Origin of the sequence: Paenibacillus sp. FSL P4-0176, from assembly GCF_037975265.1 — a bacterium.
GTDB lineage: Bacteria > Bacillota > Bacilli > Paenibacillales > Paenibacillaceae > Paenibacillus > Paenibacillus amylolyticus.
The window spans coordinates 533,188-547,055 of sequence record NZ_CP150242.1 but is presented as its reverse complement, the minus strand read 5'-3'; the positions used below and the strand labels follow the sequence as shown (position 1 = coordinate 547,055).

Sequence of the window (13,868 nt, the reverse complement as noted above, 5' to 3'; positions counted from 1 at the left end):
TAAAGAACTCAGGACATCTTATTTGGCGTCCATGTGCCCTTTTTAAATTTTAAGGAACATCAGACACGTCAATCCCCATAATCCCCTGTCATATACGCTGCAAACGGTTGTTTCATTGGATATAACATGTCTCAGGTTCCTTAGATTGCTGAGATCACTTCAAATCCTTGAATAGTACTCCTCAGATTCGTTAGCGAGTTGAGAGGATGAACCTGACCCCCGCCTGAAACAAAGTTTCTCAAAGAAAGAGAGATAAGCCGCTCTTATGATGCCTCGATATAAAATTAACGATACATTTTGTATCGAAAAGGCTATAATCTTTAAAAAAAGTTTTTTGACTACGGAGAGGACGGATGAATCATGCTGCCCAACAGAGTTAAAATTGCTTACGGTAAACTAAGAGGTTTGGCCATCTTTGGTAAAATCCAGCCCTCAATGGGCCTGCTGCCACGAATCAGGGGTAAGGTTTATCTGAATAAATTGGGTGATTTGCAGGTAGGAAAACGACTTAACATCATAGGCAAACCTTGGGGAACCCAGTTAACGGTGGTCAAAGGCGCGCGATTAACGATTGGCGATGACGTCATGATTAATGCAGGTGTGGGGATTGCCGCTAACGTTGAAGTGACCATCGGCAATAATGTCATGATTGGTCCTCGAACAAGCATATTCGACAGTGCCTACCACCGGATTGACTCGCTGGATGACGGGAGCCAGACTGCCAAGCGGATTGTGATTCAGGATAATGCCTGGATTGGTACAGGCGCGCTTATTTTGCCCGGAGTGACCATTGGCAGAAATGCAGTTGTGGCAGCAGGAAGCACGGTGACCAAAGATGTACCCGAAAATACACTTGTAGCCGGAGCACCAGCCAAAATCATTCGGGAGTTGACCATTCATGATGGGTGGGTCAGACATTAGAAAAAATCCTCCTGAAGCATACATACAATAGAGCTTGCATGTTTTGCTTAAAGAGGATTTTGACTTACGATAACCAAGGGTGTAACGGATTATTCAGATTTCTTTTTTCGCAAAATACATCATGCCGATTCCAATGAAAATAACAGCACTGCCTCCAACAACCGCCAGCATTGTGATCAGTGGAACATTGTAGGCTCCGAAACCTGCGCCGTCCACGGGTGTCATCAGAATCATCGGTTGTGCCCATGGATAATACGGCCCATATGTCGCCGAGTTTACAATGAGAATATTCGGTATGGTCAATGCAAAATTCAGTGCGAGCGGTGCGGCAAAGCTGCTCCACACCAATGAAACGAACATCTGCAGGGCAGCCAGGGGTATACAGGCCAGCAAGCCAAGCAGCAGTTTACCTACCAAGAATCCCCAAGGTACTGGCATCGTAATGCCGTGAAACATGCCTGCCAGCAGAATGGACATCAGCAACAATACTTGCGTGCCCGCCAGAAGCATGAGTACAATCGTCAGTTTACCTGCATATACACCTGAACGTGTGAGCGGTAAAACCAGCATCTGCTTCCACCCTCCACCTGCATGTTCGAAACGGCAGACAAAGGACGTAAACACACCAGTCAGCATCGGTAACAATAACAATCCGTGCAGGAAAACCATCGTGGTCATCAATACCTGCCAATTGCCCGATGGCGTGGACAACAGTCCGATGAGCAGCGCAATGAGTGGACTCAGCAGAATCAGGAGCCATATGGGCGATTTGCTCATTTTCAATCGTTCAGCGGACAAGATTCGGAAGTACGTTGTCGCAAAGCTCATATCAGGCCACATCCTTCCGGCTAAAATGCACCATACCCAGCAACAGGATTAATAACCCTAGACCTGCCCCCATGCCTGCATACAGGTATGGATTAGGCCCATTCCAGGCCATCTGTGCCCATGCGAGCGGAAAGATTGGTGAGATACTGAGTGAGAACATACCCGTTATCGCGAGAACGATACCCAGGGTGACGGGAAGCGCCTGATTCTTGTTAACCATCGTGAGCCACAACTCCAGTGACAACACCGGAAGTGCACCAGCCAAAGGCAATAGACCCAGCTTGATCGCATGTGTCCAAGGTATTTCGCTGGCATGGAATCCGAGGATCAGACCCAGACCCACAATTCCTGCGGTTAGCAGCAGGCAGGAGATCACCAGCAGCACACAAGCAAGCAGGAACTTGGCTAAATACACGGCTGGTCTGGGAATGGGCATCGCGAGCAACTGTTTCCACGATCCCTGTTCATGCTCAACATTGGCGATCATGGAGCTGAGAATGGTTGCTCCCAGCATCAGAGACAAGGGCACAAAAACAACCACATTGCCCAATAATCCGCCCCACAGGTTATCTGCATACTGCTCTTTCAGATAGTCCAGCCGTAAGCCAAAATTAAGCGCCTGCATCGCTGTCAATCCAAGAGGGGCCAGAAAGACAAGAAACCAGATCCCTTTCCCCCGAATCTTGAGCCAGTCTGACGATAATGCACGCCCGGTCATATGGAAGCCCCCTCGCCAATGACCCGCATGAACAGATCTTCCAGCGACTGACGCTGTTCCTCTACACGATACACATCATGATCCTGTTCAATTAATCGGCGCACAAGCAGTGCCACTGAACTGTTATCCATATAAGGGAACGTTAATGCAGCACCTTGTTGCTGACCAAATTGTCCCTGTTCTCTCGCCAGCTTCATAGCCTCTTCCGGCTCGGAAACCGTTAACCGGATAGAGCTACCCGTCTGACTATGCAGACTTGCGATAGTATCCTGAAGCACCATCTTGCCTTCACGGATAATACCAACGCGACTTGCCATCTGTTCGACTTCACTCAGCAAGTGGCTGGAAACCAGAACGGTAATGCCGTGTTCCAGAGGCATGCGTTTGATCAGTTCCCGAATCTCCTGAATACCGGCAGGATCAAGCCCATTTGTTGGTTCGTCCAGAATCAGCAGCTCCGGTTCACCCAGCAAAGCGCTGGCAATACCCAGACGTTGCTTCATCCCAAGGGAATACCCCTTCACCGAACGTTTGGCATCCTTGGTCAGATCTACAATGGACAGCACTTCAGCAATTCTTGATTTTGGTACATTGATGATGCGGCGCAAAGTTTCCAGATTCTCTACTGCGTTCAGATGTCCGTAATAGGACGGGTATTCAACCAAGGAACCCACACGGCGCAAAATATCCATGCGATCCTTGCGGATATCCTTGTCGAAGACACGGATCACACCTTTGGTTGGTTTAATCAAGCCGAGAAGCATGCGAATCGTTGTCGTTTTGCCGGCGCCGTTGGGACCGAGGAAGCCGTAGATATCTCCCTTTTTAATATGCAGATCAAGTTCACGGACCGCTGCACGGTCCCGGTATGTTTTCCATAGATTAGCCGTTTGAATAATATTTTCACTCACTGTATGATCACCTCGGAACTATCGTAACCTTCCAAGGTTAAAGCCAAAGTAGTCTCTAGTTTAAGTTTAGTTTAAAAAAGCTATTTCAGCGGTTTGTTGTTTCCCTGTTTCCCCTTACCACTGTAGATATATGTCTGGACACCCGTATCGGAACTGTCTACCCGCTTGCGCAGACCCATCTCACGAATCAACAGGTCTACAATGGATAAGCCTAGACCTGTGCCTTTTGTGTCGGAATTCGGTTGCATTCCCGGACCCCGATCCTGAATAACGATGGCCGTCTCACCCTGAATCTCCTGAGTAGATATACCAATATATTTCCCGCTGGCGGCATGACGGATCACGTTTTGGAACAAATTATCAAGAATACGGCGCATGCCCTGTTCATCCATATGCCAAATCAACGGTTCCTCTGGCAGGTCAATATCAATATCGAATTGCTCTTTCTCCCAGACCGGGTACCAGGCGGCCGCCGTTTCCCTGACGATCCGCAGTATATCTTTCTCTTCCAGCTTCAGTGTATATTTCCCGCTCGTGAGCAAGTTGTAGGATAACATGTTGTCAATGAGCCCGCCGAGGTCCTCCATCTTTGCTTCCATGCGATGTAATGAACGGTCACCTTGCTCGCTCAGCTCTTCCTTGTGCAAGGCATGCATATGTCCACGAATCACCGTTAGCGGGGTACGCAGATCGTGGGAAAGCCCCGCAATGAGACGTTTGCGCAATTGTTCCTCCTCGCGTTCACGGTGACGGCTGTCGGACAGTTGATGCACCATCTGATTGAAGGCTTCTTCCAGTTGACCGATCTCGTCTGACTGGCGGATATCTACCGGAAGCGGGAGGCCTTCCTTGCCTGTGGTCATCATGGCTGTCTGCAAACGAATAAGTCGTTTGCGAATGCGTGCGAAGAAGAGAATCGACATCATGATGAAGCTCAGAAAGATGATGGTCATTACAATGCCGAGATACAAAAGTTCCAGCAGCCCGTTACTGTGATTCATTTGCAGAAGTGATCTCGGCACTTCAATGATCATGAAGCCCTGTCCTCTGTCCTTTTCACCCCCGCCAATATATGAAACTACGGTCAACGGATCGCGAAAGGAAGCTTCTTTCATGAATTGCACGGTATTGTTCGCATTCCATTCGGCTGGAATTCGGGTCTCTGCCGTTTGCCCGGAATCCAGTGACCATCTCAATGTCGTGTCTGTCCTGCCATCCGGCGACGTGGATTTCAGAAGCGTTACATCTTCACTACCGAGAATAAAGAGGGTCTCACCGCTCGCTTTCACACGATACATGGAAGCTTTGGGATACGAGCCATGTAATTGCTCCAACTGGGCCTTAATCTCTTCATCCGAAGCACCATCCAGGTTCTCCGCTTCAAGCGACCAGAGGTTACTGATCTGGGTAACGTCACCATAAGGTGCCGCTTGATTCATATTCGTGTTATTCACTACAACAACATATATGATGGACATGATCGGAAGAATGACGGGGACAAATAATACAGCCGCCAAGATCAGGATGATGTATCTGGACATCAAGGACCGCCCAAAGCGAAGCTTACGCCGCCCGGATTGCTTTTGCTCCATGCTTCGTTCTCCCTTCCGTTCTCCCTTCATGATCTTCCGTTCCTTGAACCACCGAATCATGGCTTTTTCACACGATATCCCACACCACGGACCGTCTGAATAACTACCGGATTGGCCGGATCAAGCTCCAGCTTTTCGCGTAGATGTCGAATATGTACCATTAAAGTCTTGTCCCCATCCAGATAGGGCTCGTTCCAGACGGCTTCATAGATCTGCTCTTTGGTTCGAATCATGCCCATATGTCGTAGCAGGTAGGCGAAGATGTGGAACTGTTTTCCCGATAAAATAATCTCATCCCCCGTCTCCTCATTGATGATCCGATTGTCCTTCTCATAGATGGAGAGATGATCCAGCTTCAGGGCTGTATCCGTGGATACCGCTGTTCCTGCCTTACGCAGTTGTACTTCAATCCGGGCAGCCAGTTCATCGGGGTGAAATGGTTTGGTCACATAGTCATCGGCAAAATCAAGACCGTGCAACTTATCGTCAATGGACGTTCTGGCCGAGAGCATGACAATGGGCACGGCGGGATGTTCTTTTTTCAGTCGCTGGCCCACCGTAAATCCATCCAGTCCGGGCAGCATGACATCCAGAATAATGAGTGAGCAACCGACAGCGGCCTCCGCTGCGCCTTCACCACTGCCGAGCCACACCACCTCATAACCGCGTTCCTCCAGATCGGCTCTGACCCAAGTCGCAATTTCCGTATCGTCTTCAATATATAACAGTTTGGTTTTCATCCGAATATTCGTTTCCTTTCTGCCCCCATTGGGTTAATGATATATCTGAGCATCATCATGATAAAAGCTGTCTATATCATATGGATTCATGTCTTGTTGAGCAAATGTTGAAGTCCTTTACGTTACCACACATGCTAATTATAGCTTATCCATTAACATGGGGAATGTCATATTAATCAAGTCTAACAAGTACATATCAGTGCTACACCTGACGGGAGGAAATCATTATGTTGCTGGAAGCTATTTATCATCAACCGAAACGAAACTGGGCCTATGCCTATGACCAAGATACAATCCATCTGCGCCTGCGTGCCAAAAAGAATGATCTGACCGAGGTACATGCCCTGACCGGGGATAAATATGCGTGGGATGCAACCAAAGCGCTGGTTCCCTTAACAAAGTTCACCTCTGACTCCATGTTCGATTACTTCGAGGGTGAGGTGAAACCTCCCTACCACCGACTGAAGTACTCTTTTCTGCTCAAAAACGGAGACGAACAGATCTGGATGACCGAGACGGACTTCCAGGAAAAAGAACCAGACGATCCGGGTCGTATGTTCCAGTTCCCTTATATTCATGCTGGAGCTGTATTCACACCCCCTGCATGGGTTAAGGATGCAGTGTTCTATCAGATTTTCCCTGAACGATTCGCCAACGGCAATCCGGATATTAGTCCGGAAAAGGTAGAGCCGTGGGGTGGTGAGCCGACACCTTTCAATTTCTTCGGCGGTGACCTTCAGGGCGTGATCGACCATCTGGATTACATCAGCGATCTTGGCATTAATGCGATCTACTTCACACCCATCTTCGAAGCCACTACCAATCACAAATACGATACAGAAGACTACCTGCGGGTAGACCGGCACTTTGGTGACGCAAATACCGTGAAACGACTGGTCGAGCTGTGCCATGAACGTGGAATTCGCGTACTTCTGGATGCTGTGTTCAACCATTCCGGGAAGACATTTGCGCCGTTTGTGGATGTGCAGAAGAACGGAGAACAATCCAAATACAAGGACTGGTTCCATGTACATGAATACCCGCTGGACGTGAAGGACGGCATTCCAACGTATGAGACCTTCGGATTCGAAGCGCATATGCCAAAGCTGAATACGGAGAATGCTGAGGTTAAGGCCTATCTGCTGGAGGTTGCCGAGTATTGGATCAAGGAAGTAGGTGCGGACGGATGGCGGCTGGATGTGGCAGACGAAGTGGACGATGCATTCTGGCGTGATTTCCGCCGTGTAGTCAAAGCGGCTAATCCGGATGCCTATATTCTGGGCGAAGTATGGAACGAGTCTTCCTCCTGGTTGCAAGGTGACCAGTTCGATGCGTCCATGAACTATCCGTTTACCGATGCCGTGAATGCTTTCTTTGTGAAAAATACGATGCACGCCGAACAGTTCGCAAACTCCATCGGGCGACAGTTATCCCGTTATCCGCTTCAGGCCAGCGAAGTGGCGTTCAACTTGCTGGACAGCCACGATACCACGCGGCTGCTCACACTGTGTGAAGGCGACCAGCGCAAGATGAAGCTGGCTGCGTTATTCCAGTTCAGTTATATGGGTGCTCCGTGCATCTATTACGGAGACGAGATTGGCATGGACGGCGAACATGATCCGGGCTGCCGTAAATGCATGGAATGGGATGAAGCAAAGCAGGACCGAGAGCTGTTTAACTTTTATCAGAAACTGATCTCCCTACGTCATGCTCATCCTGCCCTGCGTGCAGAAGGCACCGTTCGTTTCCTGCAGGCTCGTCCCGATGGCAGCCAACTGGTATTTGAGCGACAAAATGAGGAGGAACGCATTCTGGTTCTGTTCAATCGATCAGATGAGACGGCTATTGTCGAGCTGGAGGCTGGTGACGAGGAATGGACCGAGTTATTCGGCGGAAACCATCGTACTGCCAAGGAAGATGGCATACTCGCCATTGAACTGCCCGCGTATGGATATGCCGTACTGAGTACTAGTCTCATATAAACACCAAGCTATACTTGCTCATATGCAAGACTGGAGTCTGTTCAGTTCATCGGCATATCAAACGAAATAGGCGCTCCCAGATCTGTTCCTGATCTGTGGAGCACCTATTTGATTTTGACGTTATTCATTATGGCCATGGATTACTCTGGCCGAACCAGCTGTTCCTTGAGCAACTGGATGGTGGCCTCATATTGTACAAGCCCCACTTGCAGACACAGACGCTGTGCAGGCGAAATACGTTCGCCGAATTCCTCCATCTGGCGCTGAAGTTCAGCGTATAACATTTCCTTTCGCTTCAACTGGCTGGATATCCAACCCGTTACGGTATCTTCATCCGCCAACTCTCCGAAATACAACCGCATCAGAAAATCAGAACGAAATACCTCAGCTTCCAAAGGACTCATTAAATAGGCGTGAAATTGCGTTGCTCCTTCAGGGGTCAATGAATACACGTTCTTATCAGGTTTCCCTTCCTGCTTCACCGATTCCTTAGTCAGCAATCCTGACTTTTCCATCTTCGCAAGTGTAGGATATATGGTGCCGAAACTGGCATCAAAGAAAAATGAAAAATATTGTTCAAAGTACTGCTTGATCTCGTATCCGGAACTTGGCTGATTGTGCAGTATTCCGAGGATGACATGCTGCGTGTTCATCGGTGTACCGCTCCTTTCCATTCCCCTTAACGTATCACAATCAGTACCCCTTGTTCAATGATCAGATGACGAAACGGTTGCTTTCAGAGCAACAGGCACAGCAGCAGGCTGGTCCTCCCTACGAGCTTCAGAACGTACCGGGCCGGAGCGTCTGATCCAGATGCAAAGCGCACCCAGAGTCAGTGTTACACCACCGATTACGGCGAGCAACATCGCATCCCGGCCAATTCCGTTTCCTCCGAGCACAAGGTTCATCATCCCTTCTACGGCATAAGTCGCTGGCAGATAATGACCGATCACTTGGTAGAAGTCAGGCATTACATCTCGCGGAATCGTTGATCCCGAGGACAGCATCAGCAGAGGCAACAGCGCACTGTTTAACCAAGCCCCAGCATTGCCAAGCAACAACAAGCTCAACTGAGCCATGAGTATAAAAGATATGGTGACCAGCAACTGGAACAGCCATAACATGAACCAACCGGCTGCTGACGATACCCCCATAATGTGCATCATCCCCGATCCAACGAGCGAGACGATAAATGCCGCACCAACATTAACGATGTTGCGGGCCCAGAAGCGCTCCCATTTCCCTGCCCTGCCACTCAGTTCTCCAGACACTTTTTGCAGATTCATGCCAAGCAACATTGCTCCGGTAAACGTAGCGGTTACAATCAACATCGGTACCATGGAGAAAGCAAAATTATCAACAGGATTCAGTCGCTCCACCTCTGCCTCCACGCGTGAAGATAACCCTACCGCAAGCGCATCGGATTGATCAGCAGTCATACCGGACTGATTCAGCACTCCGCGAATGCCATTCTCTTGTACTTCACGGTTCAACGTCGCTGTAACTTGTGCGGCTACGTTCTGCATCACACTTTTCACGGTAGCCACGTTTGATTCGTTCATCACATACTTCACTGTCATCGGTTTTGACAAGTCTTCTGCCTGTTGCATGAAACCTGATGGAATCTCAATAATCATGTACACATTCCGATCCGTTAACATCTGTCGTGCTTCTTGCATCGATTCAGATGGTTTGATCTCGAAATTCAGACCTGCCGCCAAAGACTTAGCCACTGGTTCAGCCGCTACCCCATCTTCATTCACGATGGTGACAGCCAATTGAGTCATTCTTTCGTTAACCTGGTCGTATCCGCTAAGCCAGATGATGTTAAAAAAAACCTGAAACAGCACAGCCGTAATTAAACCTACAATGGTGGCTCCGTTTTTCAAAAACAGCAGACTCGTCTGGAAAATACCTTTCATTCTATCCATCTCCTTTAATTTTGTTTCGCTCCTATATATATCGCATTGATATATGACAACAATTAATATATCTAATCGATATATAGATCGTCAATGTTTTTTTGTTTTTCTTCGTTGGAAAAAGACAAAAAAAGCCGATACATCTCTTCACCAGGAAGATTTGTACCGGCTTTTCATATCAATCCTATTACGTCTTAGGTTCTGCATCATTTTCAGTAGACGACTCCGTCTCAGGCTCTGCACGCTTTGCCTTCGGTTTAGCCAACTTCTGCATCATTTTGCGGCCGGTTGGTGTCTGGGCCAGTCCACCTTGGGCTGTCTCCCGATGGCGGCTCGGCATCGCACTGCCTACTTCCAGCATGACATCGATGACTTCGTCTGACGGAATGGCACTACGCACTCCGGCCAGGGCCATGTCAGCCGCAGCCAGCGCCGTAACTGCACCCAGTCCATTACGGACGATGCACGGGATTTCAACAAGGCCTGCGACCGGATCGCAGATAAGGCCCAGTGTATTTTTTAACGCCAAACCAACGGCATGAACGACCTGTTCCGGTGTACCTCCACGCAGTTCAACCATGGCACCCGCAGCCATGCCGATAGCGGAACCCACTTCCGCCTGACAGCCACCCTCGGCGCCGGAGATAAATGAATTGTTGGCGATAACATAACCAATCGCTCCCGCACAGAACAACCCGTTCACCAAATGTTCGTCCGTCCAGCCAAATCGCTCCTGTGAACTGATAAAAACACCCGGGATAATGCCGCAGGAACCGGCTGTTGGTGTTGCCACGATCCGGCCCATGGAGGCATTCACTTCAGATACACACAGGGCATACGCCATGGCAAGTGCGGAAGCATCTCCTGAACAAGTCTCACCCTTGCGAATGTACTCGGCCATTTTTTTGCCGTCTCCACCTGTTAATCCACTGCGTGATGTCGTATCTTCCGTTAACCCTTTGCGTACCGCTTCCTTCATCACCTGATAATATTCAGACATCTGCTTCACAACATCCGCTTCCGGTGTATTGGTCTCCTGAACCTGCTCCTCGATCATCAGCTGAGCAATGGTTTTGGATTCTGCTGTACAGATCGTATTCAGTTCGTGCAAATGTTTAAACCGCATCCGAATCAACTCCTCTCTTCAAATCAATGACACGAATGTCCAATACATGGTCCAGCTCCCTTAGACGCTTGAGCATATCAGGATTAGGCACACCATCCATTTCCATCGCGGTAAGCGCTTCGCCATCACGGGCTTTCCGGTCCACCTGCATATACCCGATGTTAACCCCGGATGAACTGATCGTGGACGTCACTGACGCGAGTACGCCCGCTTTATCCGCATGCCGCAGAACGAGTGTTGGAAACTCACCACTAATCTGAACACGAAAATCATTCATCGAATGCACGGATACGCTTCCACCACCAATGGATGCACCGATTAAGGAGCAGGCACGTTCTCCATGCCACAACTCAATTTTGACCGTATTCGGATGAGGAGCAGGCAGGCCACTTGTATAAAACTCAACCTCCATGCCCGCTTCCTCTGCGTATTGCTCTGCATCCGGGATACGCGGATCGTCTGTGACATAATCCAGCAGACCGCCGATCAGTGCCAGATCTGTTCCGTGCCCCTGATACGTATCTGCAAATGAACCGTACAGCGTCAGCCGAGCACGATCTGGCGTACATCCTAGCCACTGTCGAGCAATTCTCCCTAACCTTGCCGCTCCAGCTGTATGTGAACTTGAAGGCCCCGTCATCGACGGACCAATAATTGAGAAAACATCTTTAAATCGCACCTTGTAACCCTCCATTATTAATCATGATTCATATTTGTAAAATGTATTCGTCATTTCGATCCCGGAGTTCCATCCACAATGTCCCTTATTTTGGATATGATGACATCAAAAAAGGACAGAAGAAGGCCTCAGGCCCTCTCTCTGTCCTCGATACCTGAGAGTTTCACGATCAGCAGTGTCTCACGACAAGGGTACACTGCCTGCGATTACAGACAAGTTCACCGGGTTGACTGATCATATACCCCTTGGGTGGCGCAGTTCGCGCACTCTCCAGAGTTGCGTCCAACGATGGTACATTTACCTGAGAGATTAACCACTGCGCCGGGTGCGCAGTAGCTTGCTCCTTCGGTGCCTGAACACTAGCCATATTGCTCGGCTAACCCAGGTCTCTCCCGCTCGTTATCATCCGCTGTATTATCTTAATTCGATTCGAATTGGTATATTTCTAAATTTTTGATCAAGTATACCCATAGAGTAATGTACAATATCATATATGTCAACAAAAGTAACGTGTAATTATCATAAGTTCGATGTCTATTTTAACTGAAACGAATAGCATTCAGATTTCTCACTTCCGCTGAGGCACTCGTGACGTTGCTAGTTGTCGTAAATTGGATACTTATCGTGTATGCATTAGTCGTTGTAGTCGGGGATGTATCCACGTAAGTGTTGGAGGAAAGAAACCTCAACGTTCCCGAAGCATTACCGGTTCGTGAGAGTTGCAATTGATTAATTAAAACTCCGTTACGTCTCAGATTAATGTTATACGCAATACTCCAGTTAGATCCTACAACTATTGCTACTTGTGTACTATTATCGATTTTCACGCGTTGACCTGCCACTACAGGTACATTAAGTGTCTGAATCGTCGTTTCAGCTACTAATGAAAGACCCAACGCCGTGGTTTGGCTATCAGCAAACAAGGAAGAATCCGCAGGAGCAGAAGCTGCTGTTGATCCGGTCGCACCTGTAACCCCTGTGACTCCGGTCGCTCCCGTTGCTCCCGTTACTCCGGACGTCCCGGTTGTTCCCGTCACGCCTGTCGCACCTGTAACCCCTGTGGCTCCGGTCGTTCCCGTTACGCCTGTCGCACCTGTAATACCAGTGACTCCGGTCGTCCCTGTTACTCCCGTTGCGCCTGTATCTCCAGTGACTCCTGTTGCTCCCGTCAATCCGGTTGCACCTGTAACACCAGTATCTCCAGTCGCCCCTGTTACGCCTGTTGCACCTGTAGCCCCAGTAACTCCGGTCGTTCCTGTAAGTCCTGTCGCGCCCGTATCTCCAGTAACTCCGGTCGTCCCCGTTACGCCTGTCGCACCTGTAACACCAGTAACTCCGGTCGTCCCCGTTACGCCTGTCACTCCCGTAGCTCCAGTAACTCCGGTCGTTCCCGTAACTCCCGTTGCACCAGTAGCTCCGGTCGCCCCCGTCAATCCTGTCGCACCTGTATCTCCAGTGACTCCGGTCGCTCCCGTCACGCCTGTTGCGCCTGTAACACCAGTAACTCCGGTCGTCCCCGTTACGCCTGTTGCGCCTGTAACACCAGTGACCCCAGTCGTTCCTGTCAGTCCTGTCGCTCCCGTATCTCCAGTAACTCCGGTCGCCCCAGTTACGCCTGTCGCACCTGTAGCCCCAGTGACCCCAGTCGTTCCTGTTATTCCCGTACTACCGGTGACACCTGTGGCTCCAGTAGACCCTGTCTCCCCTGTGCTCCCGGTGACTCCAGTCGTTCCTGTTATTCCTGTACTCCCAGTAATACCCGTCACTCCGGTAGATCCTGTCTCCCCCGTGGTCCCAGTGACACCGGTCTCTCCCGTCGATCCCGTAGTTCCTCCAGGAGGACCAGTAACTCCTGTCAGTCCTGTAACACCTGTAGCCCCTGTAGGACCAGTTGTTCCCGCAACCCCTGCTGTCCCTGTAGCTCCAGTCGCACCCGTTACCCCGACTAGACCGGGGTTCGCTCCTAACAATTCCTCAGACACCAAACGATGTGCCGTTACCAGTTGACCGTTCTCGTTTTTCCCCCATACCGAAATCTGAACTTCATCCTCCGTATCATCACCTGTGATAAATATAAACTCAAATGCATCCAAATCTGCATAATAGTCATTTGTTATAACCTGGTTAGGCAAAACATTAAACAATTCCTCAACGTATAGTGTGCGAACACCATTCAAATAATATCCTTGAACCAGAACGGTAGAGAAACTAGTGAGACTCCAATTGTCTAATTTCACTGTAATTCTCTGTGTAGGACGCTCGCCGCTTCCCACCACTATATTATTTTCTATTGGCCCTGTTGATAAAACAGCCATCCTGCGATGCCCCCTTCTCCTGCCTCCATCACCAAATCAAGATTGTCTTCTATGAATATGCATATTGAACTGTAAACGTGAAGTTGCCTCTTGCCTTTTTGGAATGGACTGAAAGGAGATCGAATAGATATCCA

At 49.3% G+C, this 13,868-nt stretch carries 12 protein-coding genes and 1 riboswitch; of the genes, 2 read left to right on the top strand and 10 right to left on the bottom strand.

Annotation, left to right across the window (positions count from 1 at the left end):
- Nucleotides 1-360: 360 nt before the first annotated feature.
- A complete protein-coding gene (locus MKY95_RS02600) occupies nucleotides 361-921 on the top strand; it encodes a DapH/DapD/GlmU-related protein (RefSeq protein ID WP_101314919.1) in 561 nt (186 codons plus the stop codon).
- A gap of 93 nt (nucleotides 922-1,014) precedes the next feature.
- Here MKY95_RS02600 and MKY95_RS02595 read toward each other — a convergent pair whose 3' ends face one another.
- The 5 genes from MKY95_RS02595 to MKY95_RS02575 all read right to left on the bottom strand — a co-directional run bounded on the left by MKY95_RS02595 (nucleotide 1,015) and on the right by MKY95_RS02575 (nucleotide 5,710).
- Nucleotides 1,015-1,749, bottom strand: coding sequence for an ABC transporter permease (locus MKY95_RS02595; protein WP_036672186.1), 735 nt, complete (start codon nucleotides 1,747-1,749; stop codon nucleotides 1,015-1,017).
- A 1-nt stretch (nucleotide 1,750) separates the two neighbouring features.
- Nucleotides 1,751-2,467 (bottom strand): ABC transporter permease, encoded by a 717-nt coding sequence (locus tag MKY95_RS02590; protein ID WP_036607500.1) that lies wholly within the window; start codon nucleotides 2,465-2,467, stop codon nucleotides 1,751-1,753.
- Nucleotides 2,464-3,378 carry an ABC transporter ATP-binding protein gene (locus tag MKY95_RS02585; protein ID WP_047840345.1) on the bottom strand — a complete coding sequence of 305 codons (915 nt, stop codon included), beginning with the start codon at nucleotides 3,376-3,378 and terminating at the stop codon, nucleotides 2,464-2,466. The genes MKY95_RS02590 and MKY95_RS02585 overlap by 4 nt, the downstream gene beginning before the upstream one ends.
- Nucleotides 3,379-3,458: 80 nt before the next feature.
- Entirely contained in the window at nucleotides 3,459-5,000 is a 1,542-nt protein-coding gene (locus MKY95_RS02580) for a HAMP domain-containing sensor histidine kinase (protein WP_339196738.1), read from the bottom strand.
- Nucleotides 5,001-5,026: 26 nt separating this feature from the next.
- Complete coding sequence (locus tag MKY95_RS02575; protein WP_339196736.1) at nucleotides 5,027-5,710, bottom strand: response regulator transcription factor; 684 nt, start codon at nucleotides 5,708-5,710, stop codon at nucleotides 5,027-5,029.
- A gap of 227 nt (nucleotides 5,711-5,937) precedes the next feature.
- On the opposite strand from MKY95_RS02575, the gene MKY95_RS02570 reads away from it, so the two are divergent.
- Nucleotides 5,938-7,692 carry an alpha-glycosidase gene (locus MKY95_RS02570; RefSeq protein ID WP_339196733.1) on the top strand — a complete coding sequence of 585 codons (1,755 nt, stop codon included), beginning with the start codon at nucleotides 5,938-5,940 and terminating at the stop codon, nucleotides 7,690-7,692.
- Nucleotides 7,693-7,832: 140 nt separating this feature from the next.
- Here MKY95_RS02570 and MKY95_RS02565 read toward each other — a convergent pair whose 3' ends face one another.
- The 5 genes from MKY95_RS02565 to MKY95_RS02545 form a co-directional block, all read right to left on the bottom strand.
- On the bottom strand, nucleotides 7,833-8,345 hold the full coding sequence (locus MKY95_RS02565; RefSeq protein ID WP_076329668.1) for a helix-turn-helix transcriptional regulator: 513 nt from the start codon (nucleotides 8,343-8,345) through the stop codon (nucleotides 7,833-7,835).
- 54 nt (nucleotides 8,346-8,399) lie between these two features.
- Nucleotides 8,400-9,614: an ABC transporter permease gene (locus MKY95_RS02560; protein WP_315372319.1), complete on the bottom strand. Its 1,215-nt coding sequence runs from the start codon at nucleotides 9,612-9,614 to the stop codon at nucleotides 8,400-8,402.
- Between the two features lie 187 nt (nucleotides 9,615-9,801).
- Nucleotides 9,802-10,740, bottom strand: a complete 939-nt coding sequence (gene sdaAA / locus MKY95_RS02555) for an L-serine ammonia-lyase, iron-sulfur-dependent, subunit alpha (protein ID WP_339196729.1) — start codon at nucleotides 10,738-10,740, stop codon at nucleotides 9,802-9,804.
- On the bottom strand, nucleotides 10,730-11,419 hold the full coding sequence (gene sdaAB, locus MKY95_RS02550; protein WP_074093257.1) for an L-serine ammonia-lyase, iron-sulfur-dependent subunit beta: 690 nt from the start codon (nucleotides 11,417-11,419) through the stop codon (nucleotides 10,730-10,732). The genes sdaAA and sdaAB overlap by 11 nt, the downstream gene beginning before the upstream one ends.
- Before the next feature lie 280 nt (nucleotides 11,420-11,699).
- A riboswitch (glycine riboswitch) is annotated at nucleotides 11,700-11,824 on the bottom strand.
- Between the two features lie 134 nt (nucleotides 11,825-11,958).
- On the bottom strand, nucleotides 11,959-13,734 hold the full coding sequence (locus MKY95_RS02545) for a collagen-like triple helix repeat-containing protein (RefSeq protein ID WP_339196726.1): 1,776 nt from the start codon (nucleotides 13,732-13,734) through the stop codon (nucleotides 11,959-11,961).
- Between the last annotated feature and the right edge of the window lie 134 nt (nucleotides 13,735-13,868).